This window comes from Flavobacterium swingsii, assembly GCF_900111965.1.
GTDB lineage: Bacteria > Bacteroidota > Bacteroidia > Flavobacteriales > Flavobacteriaceae > Flavobacterium > Flavobacterium swingsii.
This window is the reverse complement of record NZ_FOJT01000002.1, coordinates 211,594-227,884: the sequence shown is the minus strand read 5'-3', so window position 1 is coordinate 227,884 and position 16,291 is coordinate 211,594. Positions and strand designations below refer to the sequence as shown.

The 16,291-nt window shown below is 31.2% G+C and carries 13 protein-coding genes; 6 read left to right on the top strand and 7 right to left on the bottom strand.

The features are described 5' to 3' along the window. The first annotated feature begins 14 nt into the window (after positions 1-14). Entirely contained in the window at positions 15-1,151 is a 1,137-nt protein-coding gene (locus BM053_RS03820; RefSeq protein ID WP_091474208.1) for a glycosyltransferase family protein, read from the top strand. Here BM053_RS03820 and BM053_RS03815 read toward each other — a convergent pair. Genes BM053_RS03815 through BM053_RS03800 form a run of 4 tightly spaced genes read right to left on the bottom strand, consistent with a single transcriptional unit; the run spans position 1,148 to position 5,573 of the window. Then, positions 1,148-2,233 carry an acyltransferase family protein gene (locus BM053_RS03815; protein WP_091474203.1) on the bottom strand — a complete coding sequence of 362 codons (1,086 nt, stop codon included), beginning with the start codon at positions 2,231-2,233 and terminating at the stop codon, positions 1,148-1,150. The genes BM053_RS03820 and BM053_RS03815 overlap by 4 nt on opposite strands. Next, complete coding sequence (locus tag BM053_RS03810) at positions 2,233-3,507, bottom strand: O-antigen translocase (RefSeq protein ID WP_091474202.1); 1,275 nt, start codon at positions 3,505-3,507, stop codon at positions 2,233-2,235. The genes BM053_RS03815 and BM053_RS03810 overlap by 1 nt, the downstream gene beginning before the upstream one ends. Next, positions 3,508-4,599 carry a DegT/DnrJ/EryC1/StrS family aminotransferase gene (locus BM053_RS03805; RefSeq protein ID WP_091474201.1) on the bottom strand — a complete coding sequence of 364 codons (1,092 nt, stop codon included), beginning with the start codon at positions 4,597-4,599 and terminating at the stop codon, positions 3,508-3,510. Continuing rightward, a complete protein-coding gene (locus BM053_RS03800; RefSeq protein ID WP_091474200.1) occupies positions 4,596-5,573 on the bottom strand; it encodes a GNAT family protein in 978 nt (325 codons plus the stop codon). The genes BM053_RS03805 and BM053_RS03800 overlap by 4 nt, the downstream gene beginning before the upstream one ends. A gap of 107 nt (positions 5,574-5,680) precedes the next feature. Here BM053_RS03800 and BM053_RS03795 point away from each other — a divergent pair, with 107 nt between their 5' ends. Then, on the top strand, positions 5,681-7,468 hold the full coding sequence (locus tag BM053_RS03795) for a T9SS type B sorting domain-containing protein (protein ID WP_091474199.1): 1,788 nt from the start codon (positions 5,681-5,683) through the stop codon (positions 7,466-7,468). On the opposite strand, the gene BM053_RS03790 is transcribed toward BM053_RS03795, so the two are convergent. Beyond that, complete coding sequence (locus tag BM053_RS03790) at positions 7,469-8,074, bottom strand: trimeric intracellular cation channel family protein (protein WP_091474198.1); 606 nt, start codon at positions 8,072-8,074, stop codon at positions 7,469-7,471. Between the two features lie 148 nt (positions 8,075-8,222). Here BM053_RS03790 and BM053_RS03785 point away from each other — a divergent pair, with 148 nt between their 5' ends. The 4 genes from BM053_RS03785 (at position 8,223) to BM053_RS03765 (ending at position 13,399) form a co-directional block, all read left to right on the top strand. After that, positions 8,223-9,011 carry a TrmH family RNA methyltransferase gene (locus BM053_RS03785; protein ID WP_091474197.1) on the top strand — a complete coding sequence of 263 codons (789 nt, stop codon included), beginning with the start codon at positions 8,223-8,225 and terminating at the stop codon, positions 9,009-9,011. Between the two features lie 259 nt (positions 9,012-9,270). Continuing rightward, positions 9,271-11,490: a RelA/SpoT family protein gene (locus tag BM053_RS03775; protein WP_091474194.1), complete on the top strand. Its 2,220-nt coding sequence runs from the start codon at positions 9,271-9,273 to the stop codon at positions 11,488-11,490. Positions 11,491-11,598: 108 nt separating this feature from the next. Beyond that, positions 11,599-12,051 (top strand): Fur family transcriptional regulator, encoded by a 453-nt coding sequence (locus tag BM053_RS03770; RefSeq protein ID WP_091474193.1) that lies wholly within the window; start codon positions 11,599-11,601, stop codon positions 12,049-12,051. A 76-nt stretch (positions 12,052-12,127) separates the two neighbouring features. Next, a complete protein-coding gene (locus BM053_RS03765) occupies positions 12,128-13,399 on the top strand; it encodes an adenylosuccinate synthase (protein ID WP_091474191.1) in 1,272 nt (423 codons plus the stop codon). A gap of 67 nt (positions 13,400-13,466) precedes the next feature. On the opposite strand, the gene BM053_RS03760 is transcribed toward BM053_RS03765, so the two are convergent. Then, the gene (locus tag BM053_RS03760) at positions 13,467-14,240 is read right to left on the bottom strand and encodes a toxin-antitoxin system YwqK family antitoxin (RefSeq protein ID WP_244148502.1); all 774 of its coding nucleotides are present in this window, start codon (positions 14,238-14,240) and stop codon (positions 13,467-13,469) included. A 149-nt stretch (positions 14,241-14,389) separates the two neighbouring features. After that, positions 14,390-16,273, bottom strand: a complete 1,884-nt coding sequence (gene yidC, locus BM053_RS03755; RefSeq protein ID WP_091474186.1) for a membrane protein insertase YidC — start codon at positions 16,271-16,273, stop codon at positions 14,390-14,392. Positions 16,274-16,291 lie beyond the last annotated feature (18 nt).

The following is a 16,291-nucleotide window of genomic DNA, read 5'->3' as shown; positions in this document are numbered from 1 at the left end:
CAAATATAACAATTATGCGAATACTACTTGTTGGAGAATACAGTCTTTTGCACAATTCTTTAAAAGAAGGGTTGCTCCAACTTGGTCATGAGGTTATTTTAGCCGGAAATAGCGATGGTTTCAAAAAATATCCTGTCGATTATGATTATGAAGCTAAATGGCTTAAAACCAAACTATTTGATATTCCAAGAAAAATTATTTACCGTCTTTTTAAATTTGATTTAGCTGATTTAGAATACGGAATTCGTTTTTATTTTTTGCTTCCAAAACTCAAAAACTTCGATGTTGTACAATTTGTTAATGAAGCTTCTATAAAAACATCTAAAAAATTAGAATTATTTTTAATAAAAAAGATTTGTGCTAGTAATAACAAAATCTTTGTTTTATCATCTGGTATCGATTATTTGACTTTAAAGTTTTATACCGAAAACAAAAACTACAAATCGCTTTTGCAACCTTATTTTCAAAACTCAAAATTGAAAGAATTTAAACCTTTTTTTACTTATTTTAAAAGAAGTCATATAAAAATTCATCTTTACATAAAAGAAAAATTCAATGGTATTATTGCCACAGATTTTGATTATGTGGAAGCTAACAAAAAAGCACCTAATTATTTAGGATTGATTCCTTATCCTATCAATTACACAAAATTCAGTTATAACGAGCTTGTTATTAGTGACAAAATAATTATTTTTTTAGGTATCAATAAATATAGTTATAATCAAAAAGGCATGCCTTATTTTGAAAAAGCGCTAGAAATAATAAAAGAAAAATATGGTAATCGAGTAGAAATAATTATTACCAAAACAGTTCCTTATCCCGTTTATATAAATTTATATAATAAAGCCCATATTCTTTTAGATCAATGTTTTTGTTGCGATCAGGGCTATAATGCGCTAGAAGCTATGGCAAAAGGAAAAGTTGTTTTTACCGGCGCCGAAAAGGAGTTTACTGATTATTATAATATTCAGGAAAAGGTATGTGTAAATGCAAAACCAGACGTTGCTTATTTAGTAAATGAATTGTCTTTTTTGATAGAAAATCCAGATGAAATTATTGCCATTAGCAAACGAGCCAAAGCTTTTGTAGAAAAGGAGCATGATTATGTGAAAATTGCTGAAAAGTATTTAGAGGTTTGGGGAAATAATTAGACCGAAGAAAATTTAGTTCTTAGATAATTATTTACTGGTAATTCTAAACACTGATACAAAATTATTGCAATTATATTTAAACTCACAAAATGGAAAATATAATTTTCTCCTATTTTATTTAAAACAGCAACAAATATTCCCATGTGTATTAAATAAAAAACATAGGAACTCTTGCCTAATATTTGAAACAATCTACTCTCTAATATTTTAGAAATTAATGTTTTCTCAAATATCAAACCAATAAAAAGTGGAGCAATTCCAAATAATGGAAGTAATAATGTATTGATGATTTTACCAAACATACAATCTGTTCCGTAACCATCTCCAACTTTTAATATTGATAATAGGAATACAAAAAAACAAATTGAAAATAATCCAAAATAAGTGATAACCCTGAAATTTAAGTTTTCAAATTTCTTAATAAATATAGCCAAACTTATTCCGATAAAAAACTCGATACAACGCCCAAAAAAAGTAAAATCGAGCATAAAATCTTGAGTCTTCATCAAGCCATAAAAAGAATAATCTTGAAATATATAAACTAATAAAAATCCTGTCATTAATATTAAAATAGGTAATGCAAGTAAGAATAGTTTGCTTTTTTTAACAACTATAAATAATAATGGAGCAATAATATAAAATATTTCTTCAACTGTAAGCGACCAACCTTGTCCAACTCCAGTAAATTTAAAATCATTAAAAAAACCTCTTAAAAAAGTAATATTTAAGAAGTAAATTTTAAAATCTGAAAATGAATATTGTGCATGCAAAATCGCAAAAAATAAAAATGTGATTGTTGTTAGCAAAAAATACATGGGATAAATTCTCGCAAAACGATTAATCATATATTCTTTAAAATTAATATTTTCGAGATTATAATATCTGTAAGCTATTAAGAAACCACTCAATACAAAAAACAAGGTAACTCCTATATGTAACTCCGAAAAAAAATCATAAACCCCTTGTCCAAATATATTTTTATTAATTGGATTAAAATGGTGAAAATAAACCATAAACGCAGCTATAGCCCTTACGCCAGTTAATGCTGAAAAATAACCCTTATTTGTTTGTATATCTTTCATTAAAACAAACTTTTTCTAAAATAAATTCCTAAAACCAACAAATACATCCCATAAGTAAATGCGTGAGCTATAACAACTCCTTCAATATTAAAAATATTGATAAAATAAATACTCGAAAAATAAAGTATTAATAATGATACAATTTCGGTAACGATAAATGCTTTTGTCATCTTTTTTGCAAAAAACTGAAAACCTAAAATCCAAGAAGCTGCTTTTAGGAAATCGCCAACCAATTGCCACAAAAATAAATCAGAAACTGGCTCAAAATCTTGAGTAAAAAGTATTTTTATCATTAATCCTCGTAGCAAATAAATGACAAATAATCCGACAGCAAATAATGGCAATACATTTTTGTAAAAACTCCAAAAAACTAATTTTGTTTCTTCGTTTGTTTTTGCCTGCACTAATTTTGGATAATAATATACGGTAAGCAACGTGTTTACGAAAAGTAAATAATAAGTAGATATTCTTGTCATTGCTTCCCAAAAACCTGCTTCTTTTAATCCAATATTATCTATAACTTGATTTCGAATTGCTAAAAAAACTATAGGCCCAAAAATTCCTGAAACCAAAGCCATTAGAAAATAATGAGATAGATTTTTAATGATTTTAAAATCAAAAAAACTAAAACTGATAGAATCTAGTATCGAAATTTCTTTAGAAATGTAATAAACCGTAACAAAAAACAATAACGATGGCGTGATGATGATGGATAATAAAGCACCGAGAACCAGCCATTTCCAAATAAAAAATAACGTAACAAAAAGCCCTATAATATTCCCTATAATATTAATATAAATAACTGTTTTAAATCGTCCTAATCCGTTTATAATAGCAATTAAATATATCGACGAAGCATATAATGGTAAGATAATTGCCAATACTTTAAATACGTAAGAATATTCTAATTTACTTCCAAAAACAACTTGATTCCAATGATTTGCAAAAAAAAACAACACGCTACTTATAACAATTGTAACAGCAAGTAAGCTAAAAAATAAGGTGGAAAATATTTTTTTGAATTGAAGATTGTCTTCTTCGTTTTCGGCAACATATTTTACAATTCCGTTCTGAAATCCTAAAGTCGAAACACTTTCGACCGAAGTTAAAAAATTACGCAAATTTCCTACCAATGCCATTCCAGATGGACCAACGAAAATAGCCAAAACTTTCGAAGTGATTAATCCAACTCCAATCTTAATTAATACACTAATGCTATTTAAAGAAGTGATTTTAAATAGTTGTGAAGAAGTTATATTTTTTAAAAAATTCAATTAATATTGATTTAAAATTTCGATAATAAAACCAACTTCATCATCTGTAATAACTGGACTTATGGGCAAACTTAAAACTTCTTCGTGTATTTTTTCAGTAATAGGAAAAGACAAATTATTATAACCAGACAAGGCTTTTTGTTTGTGTGGTGCCACCGGATAATGTATGAGCGTTTCAATCCCGTTTTCTAACAAATATTGTTGCAATTTTTCGCGATTTTGAGTTCTGACAACAAACAAATGAAAAACATGATTAGTAGTATTATCCAAAAAAGGCAAAGTAATCTTATCATTTTTTATTTCCGAAATATAGCGTTTTGCAACCGTTCTTCTTTTTTCATTATCTGAATCTAAATCAGGTAATTTTACATTTAAGAAAGCTGCTTGAAGCTCGTCTAATCTAGAATTTACGCCAATAAAATTATTGTAATATTTAGTTTCAGAACCATAATTTCGTAATGATTTTATAGTTTTTGCTAAATCGTCGTCGTTTGTTGTAATTGCTCCGCCATCACCTAAAGCTCCTAAATTTTTCCCTGGATAAAAACTGTAGGCTTGGGTGTTGGGTGTTGGGTGTTGGGTGTTGGGTAAAGCACCATGCGACTGTGCTGCATCTTCTATAACCAATAAATTACGCTGATTTGCAATTTCATTTATTTTGTCCATTTCAGCCAATTTCCCATAAAGGTGAACTGCAAGAATTGCTTTGGTTTTCGGAGTTATTTTTTCTGAAATTAAATCAGAATTTATATTGTACGTTTCTAATTTTGGCTCGACCAAAACAGGAATTAAGTCGGCTTGTAAAACGGCTAAAATACTAGCAATATAAGTGTTTGCAGGAACAATAACTTCGTCGCCTTTTTGCAGTTTTCCTAACTGAATATAGGCTTTAAAAATAAGCACCAATGCATCTAAACCATTACCAACTCCTATGCAATGTTTGGTTCCGCAATAATTAGCAAAATTTTCTTCGAAAGTTTTTACTTCGTTACCTAAAATATACCAGCCCGAATTCATTACGGATTGCAACTTTTCTTGAAAAGCTACTTCGTAAGGTTTGTTAATTTTATTTAAATCTAAAAATCGAATCATAATATTACATTATCTAATAAAATATAATTACTCGTTTTTACTTCATAAAAATCCTGAATAATTGTACTGGCTCCGAAACTTTCTTTCCAGAAACACAAGCCATTATTTAGATTTTTTCCTTGATTTTCGTTTGATATTCCAAAATCGAAATATTTTTTATCCCCAAAAACTTCAGTAAGTAAATGATGGTATAAATAATCTAAACTTCCCAATTCGTTTTTATTCTCGTTTGCCGAAATATATTGAGCATGAGCCACTTGATTGCTTTCGAAAATTGTGGTTCCTGCCACTATTTTATCTTCCAAATAAACATTAAACTGACGAATATTTTTAGGGAATTTAGCTTGTAAAATTTCTATTTCCTGTAAAGCGTGAACAGGTTTTGTATTGTGTCGTTTTTCTAAATTTGGTATTAATATTTGATTCCAAAACAACGAAAAATTTGTTTCTTCCTTAACAACTAAACCATTCTTAATACCTTTATTTACACCTTCAAGCCTTCCTTGATTCAGTTTGTTTTTTTGCATTAAATCGATAACTGACAAACTATCTCGTCTGTACAATTTTGCATCAACTAAAAAAAGTGCATACATGAGTTCTTCGGTAGGTTTTATATGATAAATAGACGGAATTATTTTTATATTAATGGTATTAATATCAATATTATTAAGAAATTTTAAAACCGTCTGAAAAACGTTTAAAACAACAGCTAATTTCAATTTATCGGAATAAATTAACCCACCATAAGTGAGTCCTTGATGCGAAAAAACAGTATCTCCTACTCTATTTGCTGGCAAAATCGCCACGAGTTTTTCTTTATCAAAAACCATCAATGAGAAATCATCAAATCGATCTTTGTGATATTCCATAAAATCACGATGAAACAAAAAAGTAGCATTTTTTGCTTCATTAATAAAAGTGTTCCAAAGCGAATAATCTTTTGCTTCGTATGGTCGAACTGAGTAATCTTTCACCTAATTTATTTAAACTTCGGAAAATTACACATTTTTTCATAAATCTTTCAAATTTAGAAGCACAGAATCATAAAAATAGTATCTTTAAAAAAATGTTTCTATTATAAATGACTAAAAAACTACTTTTTTCAATTGTTATTTTCATTGTTGGGATAAATACCATTTATGCTCAAAATATTACATTGTATAATCAGTTTAACGGACGATATGATTTTACATTTGTAGGAAACACACTAAATACCGACGAAAACGGAACAGGTGCGCCGTGTACAATTACTACTGGTTCTTCTGATGTGGTAAACTTAAATATAGGCGATACAATTGAAGCTGCTTATTTGTATTGGGCTGGTTCTGGAACAGGAGATTTTGATGTGAAATTGAATAGTACAAATATTACTTCCTCAAGACAATTTAGCGTGATACAAGCCACTTCTGGAAGACCTTTTTTTAGTGCTTTTGCAGATATAACCACTTTAGTTCAAACCACAGGAAACGGAAACTACACTTTTTCTGAATTAGATTTGACCGCTGTCATTCCTGATTATTGTAGTAATGGGACAAATTTTGGTGGTTGGGCAATAATAATTGTTTACAAAAATAGTGCGCTTCCGCTGAATCAGCTGAATGTTTATGATGGTTTACAATTTGTCCCGAACGCCATCGATATTACATTAAACAGTCTAAATGTGATAGACAATCAAGATGCAAAAATTGGTTTCTTGGCTTGGGAAGGCGATCGAAGTATTGCCGAAAACGAATCGCTTCGCATCAACGGAAATCTGATAAGTAATCCGCCATTAAACCCAGCAGACAATGCATTTAACGGCACGAATAGTTTTACTGGTTCGGAATTTTTATACAATATGGATCTTGATGTGTACAACATACAAAATAATATAAATATTGGCGATGTAAGTGCTACGATTCAGCTGACATCGGACAGGGATTTTGTGATGATTAATTCGATAGTTACCAAACTAAATAGCCAACTTCCAGATGCCACTGTCAAAATTGATGCTATTGCACAATCTTGCAACACAAGAACCTTAATAATCGATTATACAGTTAGTAATACAAATAGTACAAATTTTCTTCCAGCAGGTACTTTTATTACTGTTTATGCAAACAATCAAGCCGTAGGAACTACACAAACAACAGTAGATATTCCTATTGGAGAAAGTAGAAATCATCAAATTACAGTTGCTATTCCAAGTACAATTCCTGCTACTTTCGATTTAAAATTTGTTGTCGACGATAATAATGGAATCGCTAGTGTGACCGAAACCAATGAAAATAATAACAATTATATACAAAATGTAACGCTTTGGCTTTCGCCAGAATTTAATATACTTCCAGACCTAACTGTTTGTAGTAATTACAATGAAAAAGGCGTTTTCAATTTTTCTGATTACGAGCAACTTGCCAAAAAAAATGCGACCGATATTGTTGCTTTTTTCGAAACCAATGCCGATGCTGTTACCAATACAAATCCAATAATTAATACCTCAAATTATAGTGCGCAAACCACACCAAAAACAATATCTGTAAGAATTACTAATGCGCATTGCTTTTCCGTAACCGAGTTTATACTTATTACCAAACCTTGTCTGCCAATTATTTATAATCACTTTACACCAAATGGAGATGGAACTAACGATTCTTTTTTTATTGAAAATTTAAGAGGTTATCCTAATTTTAGTTTATTAATTTACAATCGTTGGGGGAAATTAGTTTGGGAAGGAAATATAAACTCGCCCGATTGGGACGGAAAATCGAACCAAGCTGGAGTAGTTTCTAAAGGCGATTTACCAGAAGGAACTTATTATTATGTTTTAAATTTAAATGACTCTAAAAACACCGAACCAATTGTTGGTTGGGTTTTCTTGAATAGATAATTACGATTTATTTACAATTGGTTTCAAACTCCATTTGAATTTTACAGCCATCAATCTAATAATGATGATGATTGATGAAGTCATTAGGTAAATTATATCATCTTCAAAATTTAATTTCTTCAAAAGAAAGAAAATAATTCCTCCAATAATACAAATCGTTGCGTAAATCTCTTTTCTAAAAATTACAGGAATTTCGTTGCACAAAATATCACGAATAACACCCCCAAAACAAGCTGTCATCGTTCCCACCGCAATACAAATTACAGGATGTAGGTGAATATCAATCCCTTTTTGAATTCCTATTAATGTAAAAACTCCCAATCCAATCGTGTCAAAAACAAACAAAGAAGTTCTTAGTTTATCGAATCTATTTCTAAAAATAAACGCTAATAAAAACGCTAGTATAATAGCATAAACACCATTTAAATCCTTCATCCAACCCACAGGAGTATTACCAATCATGACATCACGTAAGGTACCACCACCAAGTGCTGTTACAAAAGCTATGATAAAAACGCCAAACGGATCCATCTTTTTGTTCATCGCGGTTAATGCACCAGACATAGCAAAAGCCATTGTTCCAATAATATCTAAAAGGTAAAACATGAGAAAGTTGTGAATTTATATAGTTGTGTTGTGCAAAATTACAGAAAATACACCAAAACTTATCGGATTAAAAAACCTTTTTTAGGTTGTTGAATATTTACTTGAAGTTTGAAAAAACTTAGTAACTTTGAACCTTTTCTATTTCAAAATGAAACAAATAACTTCCTCACAAAATCCGTTTATAAAATCGTTGGTTTTATTACAAGAAAAATCGAAAGCCAGAAAGCAATCTGGAACTTTCCTAATAGAAGGACAACGCGAAATAGAATTAGCTCTGAAAGGCGGATTTATCATAGAAACCATCTTGTTTTTACCTGATTTAATTACCGAAAAACAAATCCAAAAATTAATAAATCAGCCTGCTGATTTAATCGAAATTTCGAAAGAAGTCTATCAGAAACTAGCCTATCGCGATACCACCGAAGGAATTCTTGCCATTGCCAAGACAAAACCATTCCTTTTATCGGATTTAAAATTATCTAAAAACCCATTAATTCTTGTTGCCGAAGCACCCGAAAAACCAGGAAATATTGGAGCATTACTTCGCACTGCCGATGCAGCAAATCTAGACGCAGTTATTATTGCCAATCCAAAATCAGATTTATACAATCCAAATATTGTTCGCTCTAGCGTAGGTTGCTTGTTTACAAGGCAAATCGCAACAGGAACAACACAAGAAATTATTGCTTTTTTAAAAGAAAAAAATATCAATTTTTATTGTGCCACATTACAAAACTCGACTTCCTATCACACCCAAAATTACACCACACCAACCGCATTAGTTGTAGGAACCGAAGCTACTGGTTTAACTCAGGAATGGCGGGACAACGCAACGCAAAATATTATTATTCCTATGCAAGGCGAAATAGACAGTATGAATGTTTCGGTAGCAGCAGCGATTTTAATCTTTGAAGCCAAACGACAAAGAGGGTTTTAAAAAATCAATATCAAAAAACAATATCTAATTTAGGCGTTACCACAAGGGTCGGGCTATACACTTCAATCTTTTTTGGGAGAAAAACCCAAAAAAGGATTTCCGTTTCACCCGAGCCTGAAAGAGCGAACTGGCGAAGCAATCCCTAACGCAAAAAAAACTGCATCAAATATAATTCAATATAAAAAATCAATTTCAGTAATAAAAAAACCTTTCGTAATTCATTTTTTTATCCTAACTTTAGGAATTGAACAACAATGTTATGGTAGAAATTGATATCGAAAAGGAAAATAAAGCTATTGCGCAAGAATACAAGGAGTTACTTCGCATAAGTTACCAAACACTTACGCCAGAAGACAAAAAACTCATTCGAAAAGCCTTCGATGTTGCTGTTGATGCACACCAAGACCAACGCCGAAAATCTGGCGAAGCTTATATTTTTCACCCAATTGCCGTGGCAAAAATTGTAGCTGGAGAAATTGGTTTAGGAGCAACTGCCATTGCCGCAGCATTAATGCATGATGTTGTAGAAGACACTGATATTACTGTCAAAGAAATTGAGCAAATGTTTAATCCTAAAGTAGCACAACTTGTAGAAGGATTAACAAAAATTTCCCAGGTAAAAAAGGACATGAACATTTCGATGCAAGCCGAAAACTTTCGTAAAATGTTGCTTACACTAAATGATGATGTTCGTGTAATTATCATAAAACTTGCCGACAGATTGCACAATATGCAAACCATGGAATCGATGGTGGATCATAAACAAGTTAAAATTGCTTCCGAAACATTATACATATACGCACCACTCGCCCATCGATTGGGTTTATACAACATCAAGACAAAACTCGAAGATTTAGGATTAAAATATACGGAACCTGCTGTTTACAATGATATTGTAAGTAAAATAAAAGAAACTAAAGAGGAACAAGACCAATACATTAAAAATATTACTGATGTATTAAAAAAATCTCTCGACGAAGAAGGTGTCGAATATATTATAAAAGGTCGCCCGAAATCTATTTACTCTATTCGTAGAAAAATGGCAGCTCAAAACGTCACTTTCGATGAAGTTTACGACAAATTTGCCTTACGAATTGTTTACAAATCAAATCCGCATGACGAAAAATTCTTAGCTTGGAAAATATATTCAATAGTAACAGATCATTATCGTCCGAGTCCGAGCAGATTACGAGATTGGATTTCGTCTCCAAAATCTACTGGTTACGAAGCATTACATATTACCGTTATGGGACCTTTAGGACGTTGGGTAGAAATTCAGGTTCGTAGCGAACGCATGGACGAAATTGCCGAAAAAGGATATGCAGCACATTACAAATACAAACAAGGCGCAAACGAAGAAAGCGGACTCGATGTTTGGTTAAATTTATTAAAAGAAGCATTAGAAAATTCTGAAACCAATGCAGTCGATTTTGTAGAAGATTTCAAAATGAATTTATATGCAAAAGAGATTTATGTCTTTACGCCAAAAGGCGAAATTAAATCTTTACCCAAAGGCGCAACATCACTAGATTTTGCTTTTAGTATTCACTCAGAAATTGGAATTCGCACAAGAGGCACAAGAGTAAATGGAAGATTGGTTCCGTTAAATACCGAACTAAAAAGTGGCGATCAAATAGAAATAATTACTTCTCAAAACCAGAAACCAACCATAAACTGGATCGATTATGTAACCACATCGAGAGCGAAAAATAAAATCAGAAACGTACTTAACGAGAATACCAAGAAAATTGCCGAAGACGGAAAAGAAATATTAACTCGAAAATTAAAACATTTAAAAATATCATTAAACGAATCTACTGTTAATGAATTGGTTAATTATTTCAAATTAAAAACTAGCTTAGATTTATTTTACAGAGTTGGAATTAGCGCTATTGACAATCAACAATTAAAGGATTTTGCTGCTCAAAAAAGTAATGCTTTTATGAACTTCTTTAAAAGCAAAATGAAAAGAAGTCCGAGTTATAATCCTGAATTAATAAATAAAAATGAGTTGTCAAGCAATTATGACATGCTTGTTTTTGGAGCAGAACAAGACAAACTTGATTATAAATTATCTGCTTGTTGTAATCCTATTCCTGGAGATCCTGTTTTTGGATTTGTTACCATTAACGAAGGAATAAAAGTACACAAACGTGACTGTCCAAATGCAATTAGTATGCAATCTAATTATGCTTACCGAATCATGCAAGCAAAATGGGTAGATTCCTCGCAACAAGAATTTAAAGCCATTCTCGAAATCACAGGTATGGATAGTTTGGGATTAACCAACGAATTAACCCGAGTTGTTTCCAACAATATGCATGTAAATATTCAAAGTATTTCTTTGAGTGGAGAAGCAGGGCTTTTTAACGGAACATTAGCGGTTATTGTACCTAACAATAACATTCTTAAAAAACTAATCGATAATATTAAAACAATAGATGGCGTAGATAGGGTTACTAGAATATACCATAATTAGTTACTAAACCCCTTTGTTTTTAAAATTTTAAAATCAAAAAAACATCTTATTTTCACTTTCGACTTTATGACTTTCGACTTTAAGACTTTTTGATTACCTTTGCCAGATATGACACTTATAGCTACAGATAATACTACCAATCAGGAAATTGTAAAAAATGTTTTTACAATGTATCTTGAAAATAAAGGACATCGAAAAACGCCTGAACGCTACGCCATTCTTCAAGAAATATATGATAGCGAAGACCATTTTGATATAGAACATTTGTATATCAAAATGAAAAATAAAAACTATCGTGTTTCTCGTGCTACACTATATAATACTATCGAATTACTGTTAGACTGCGCACTAGTTCGCAAGCATCAGTTTGGACAAAATCAAGCACATTACGAAAAATCATATTTCGACAAACAGCATGATCATATTATCATGTTAGATAATGGAGAAGTTATCGAATTTTGTGATCCAAGAATTCAAACCATCAAAAAAACAATGGAAGAAATTTTTAACATCGAAATTCAAAACCATTCTTTATACTTTTACGCAAATAGAAAAAAATAACTACACATAACTAACTACAACACACCCGAGGCGAAGCCGAACTGAATGGAGCGCAGCGGAATTAAACAACAACACAATGACAGTAGATTTATTACTAGGATTACAATGGGGCGATGAAGGCAAAGGAAAAATTGTCGATGTATTAACCTCAAAATACGACATTATTGCTCGTTTTCAAGGAGGTCCAAACGCTGGACACACATTAGAATTCGACGGAATAAAACACGTTCTAAGAACGATTCCTTCTGGAATTTTTCACAAAAACAATATCAATATTATTGGAAACGGAGTCGTAATTGATCCAGTAGTTTTTAAAACTGAAGTAGATGGATTGGCAAAATTTAATTTAGATTTAAAATCAAAGTTAATCATTTCTAGAAAAGCGCATTTAATTCTTCCAACACATAGATTACTTGACGCAGCATCAGAAGCATCGAAAGGGAAAGCTAAAATTGGTTCTACCTTAAAAGGAATTGGACCAACTTATATGGACAAAACTGGTCGTAACGGAATTCGTGTTGGCGATATCGAACTAGTAGACTTTAAAGAAAAATACCGTGCTTTGGCTAACAAACACGAGGAAATGATCAAGTTTTATGATGTTTCAATTCAGTATAATTTGGCTGAATTAGAAAAAGAATTCTTTGAAGCTATCGAAGATTTAAAAAAATTAGATTTTATCGATTCTGAAGAATATTTACATCAAGCGCAAAAAGCAGGAAAATCTATCCTTTGCGAAGGCGCACAAGGTTCGTTGTTAGATGTCGATTTTGGTACGTATCCGTTCGTAACATCATCAAACACAACAGCTGCTGGAGCTTGTACTGGTTTAGGAATTGCACCCAATAAAATCAAAGAAGTGTACGGAATTTTTAAAGCGTACACAACTCGTGTAGGAAGTGGACCATTCCCTACTGAAGATTTTGAAGAAGCAGGAACAACAATGGCAAAAGTAGGAAACGAATTTGGTTCGGTTACTGGTCGTCAGCGTCGTTGTGGTTGGTTAGATTTGGTTGCACTTAAATATGCAGTACAAATAAACGGTGTAACCCAACTAATGATGATGAAAGGTGACGTTCTTTCTGGTTTTGAAACATTGAAAATATGTACTTCATACAATTATAAAGGACAAAACATTTCGCATTTACCATATAACATCGAACCTGAAAATATAGAGCCTGTTTATACCGAGTTTAAAGGTTGGAAAGCCGATTTGACAGGAATGAGTACTTATGATGAATTACCTAAAGAACTTAAAGACTATATTGATTTTATTGAAAAAGAAGTCGAAGTTCCAATAAAAATAATTTCTGTTGGTCCAGATAGAAAACAAACAATAACTAAATAATACTAAAAAAACGCTTTGATTTCTCAAAGCGTTTTTTTTTTATAATTAAAATAGAAGATTCAAAAAACTATTTCTTTTCTTTCAATCCTTTCAAACTTGGTTTTTTGTAACCGTTTATAGTATCAGCATTCATCTGGCGAACTAGTTTTCCTTTGTTATAATATTTCCAAATACCATTTTTCTTGTCTTGTTTAAACTGACCAGAAATTACTACTTTTCCAGATTCGTCATAAACTTTGTATGGTCCTTGCATAACATCTTTTGCAAAAACAGATTCTTCGACTAACTTTCCTTCCTTAGAATATTTTTTAGAGATTCCTTCTTTAAGGTTGTTTTTATATAAAATTTCTTCTGCTAGTTTTCCATCTGTATAAAAAACTTTTCTAGATCCTTCTAATTTATCATTTATATAATTTTCAGTCGTCATAACTGTTTTCTGACCTTTATGGTAATATTTCCAAACGCCTGTACGAAGTTTATTGTACATATTTCCTTCGCTTACTTTGTTTTTATTTTCATCAAAAAAAATGGTATAAGCGTTGTTTTTAGCGTCAAAATTACGTGTTGCCATGACTAACTTCTTGTCGCTATTGGCATAATAAGTAAACAATCCCATTTCTTTCCCATGACTAAAGTTACCTTCGTATCGTAGTATTTTCGAATCATCATAAAAACCATTCCATAATCCTTGACGCAAGCCGTTTTCGTCGAAACTATTAGGTGAAACTTGTGGTTTTATAGGTTCTGCTTTTGGTGTTTCTACTTTTGCAATTTGGGAATAACCAAATGAGAAATTTACCAATATTATAAAAACTAAATATTTTTTGATTGTTTGAGACATCATAATTTTAAAAATTGACTGTTCTGTATTAACTCTAAATGTTGTTTTTTATTATTGAATTGGAAATTTATTTCATAAAACCACATCAAAAACAATACCGATTCTAATTTATAAAAAAAATCATTCGCCGTAACGAATGATTTTAATTTTTATTTCTTTTTGTCTTTTGCTTTTTGTGCTTCAGCTTGTTCCATTACCTCTTGTAATTTTTTCTGAAACTTACCTTGTTTTTTAGGCTCTTTCAATTTGTTTTCTTGTATTTGAGCATGAATTTTTGCATCATCAACAATATAATTTTTAATAACGAGCATAATTCCTATGGTAATTAAATTTGAAATAAAGTTATACAAACTTAACCCTGAACCGTAAGTATTAAAGATAAACAACATCATAATTGGCGAAACGTACAACATCATTTTCATGATTTTTGTCATATCTGGCATTCCTTCTTGTTGCGGAGCAGACATTGCTTGATCTCCCATTGTCATTTTTGTATAAAAGAAAATGGCAATAGAAGCTAATATTGGAAACAAACTCACGTGATCTCCGTAAAATGGAATATTAAATGGCAATTTCATTATCGAATCATAAGATGATAAATCGTCTGCCCAAAGAAATCCTTTTTGTCTTAACTCGATTGCAGCTGGAAAAAACTGAAACGAAGCCATCATAAACGGAAGCTGAATAAGTGCCGGAATACAACCCGCCATTGGGTTTACGCCTGCTTTATTATACAATTTCATTGTTTCTTGTTGCTTTTTCATTGGGTCTTTCCCAAATTTCTCATTCAACTCAGTGATTTCTGGACGCAATACTTTCATTTTTGCTTGCGACAAGAATGATTTGTAAGTAATAGGCGACATCGCCAATTTTATTAAAATGGTAAATACAATAATGGCAATACCATAAGGAATTAATGAGCCTAACAAACCAAATAATGGCATGAAAATAAACTTATTTATCCAACCAAAAATTCCCCAACCAAGCGAAACAATTTCGTCAAGATTTCTATCATAAGCATTCAGAATTTTATAATCCGAAGGACCATAATACCAGTTCATTTTATAATTTACTTCTCCATTATTAAATGCTAATGGTAATGTTGCGCTATAACTTTTAGTAAAAATGGTATCTTGCTTTTCGTCTTTAACTAAATTTGAAGAAACTAATTTCGATGTTTTGAAAGGTGTTTTTGTCAATAAAATTGAAGTAAAAAAATGCTGTTTGAATGCTACATAAGTAACTTCTTTTGCTTCTTCTTCATCATCAGATTGGTTCAAATAATCATCTTTACCTTCTTCGTGTTCATAGATAAGTTCGGTATAACGGTTTTCGTATGAAATACTTTTTTCGTTACGATAACTTTTTAAGTTCCATACTAAATCAGCTGGTTTTGTTGTGTTTAGAAGCGATGATAATCCTTGCGAATGCACATCAAAATCTAACATACAATCATTAGGTTTCAAAACATATTTGTATTCTAAAAATTGGTTTTCACCTGCTTTTAGTTTCATCGATAGTATTTGGTTTGCGCCTACTTTTGTAAGTGTTGGCTCAAAAAACATATCTTTAGTATTTAAAACCCTGTTGTCTTTTGTTTGCAATACAATGTTCAAACCTGCATTATTGTCTTTAATAAGCTGTACTAATTTCCCTGAATCTTTAGAAATTTGTTTGAAATTTTTTAAAGTTGCTTCGGCAATATAACCACCTTTATTAGCAATTTTAAGAATTATCAACTCATTTTCGATAGTTGTAAATGCTGTTTTCGCAGAAGGCAATGTAGCTGAATAAGCAAAACTACCCAAAGTTGTTTTCATTTTTGCTACTTGAACTGAATCAGTAATAGCTACTGGCGCAACTGTTTCCGAAACTTTTGGCTCTTGACTTTTAGATTTTTCTACAAGTTCTTGTTTGGCTTTTTTATCAATTTCTGCTTGTGTAGGTTTGTTTTGGTACATAATCCACATCATGATACCAAAAATTAATACAAATCCAATAATCGAATTAAGGTCTAATTTCTTCTTTTCCATCTTTTATTTTTTGCTTCA

Excerpts from the sequence above, each read along its gene's own strand:
- BM053_RS03820 (WP_091474208.1), top strand. The coding sequence starts at position 15 with ATGCGAATACTACTTGTTGGAGAATACAGTCTTTTGCACAATTCTTTA.
- BM053_RS03815 (WP_091474203.1), bottom strand. The coding sequence starts at position 2,233 with ATGAAAGATATACAAACAAATAAGGGTTATTTTTCAGCATTAACTGGC.
- BM053_RS03805 (WP_091474201.1), bottom strand. The coding sequence starts at position 4,599 with ATGATTCGATTTTTAGATTTAAATAAAATTAACAAACCTTACGAAGTA.
- BM053_RS03795 (WP_091474199.1), top strand. The coding sequence starts at position 5,681 with ATGACTAAAAAACTACTTTTTTCAATTGTTATTTTCATTGTTGGGATA.
- BM053_RS03790 (WP_091474198.1), bottom strand. The coding sequence starts at position 8,074 with ATGTTTTACCTTTTAGATATTATTGGAACAATGGCTTTTGCTATGTCT.
- BM053_RS03785 (WP_091474197.1), top strand. The coding sequence starts at position 8,223 with ATGAAACAAATAACTTCCTCACAAAATCCGTTTATAAAATCGTTGGTT.
- BM053_RS03775 (WP_091474194.1), top strand. The coding sequence starts at position 9,271 with ATGGTAGAAATTGATATCGAAAAGGAAAATAAAGCTATTGCGCAAGAA.
- BM053_RS03770 (WP_091474193.1), top strand. The coding sequence starts at position 11,599 with ATGACACTTATAGCTACAGATAATACTACCAATCAGGAAATTGTAAAA.
- BM053_RS03765 (WP_091474191.1), top strand. The coding sequence starts at position 12,128 with ATGACAGTAGATTTATTACTAGGATTACAATGGGGCGATGAAGGCAAA.
- BM053_RS03760 (WP_244148502.1), bottom strand. The coding sequence starts at position 14,240 with ATGTCTCAAACAATCAAAAAATATTTAGTTTTTATAATATTGGTAAAT.
- yidC (WP_091474186.1), bottom strand. The coding sequence starts at position 16,273 with ATGGAAAAGAAGAAATTAGACCTTAATTCGATTATTGGATTTGTATTA.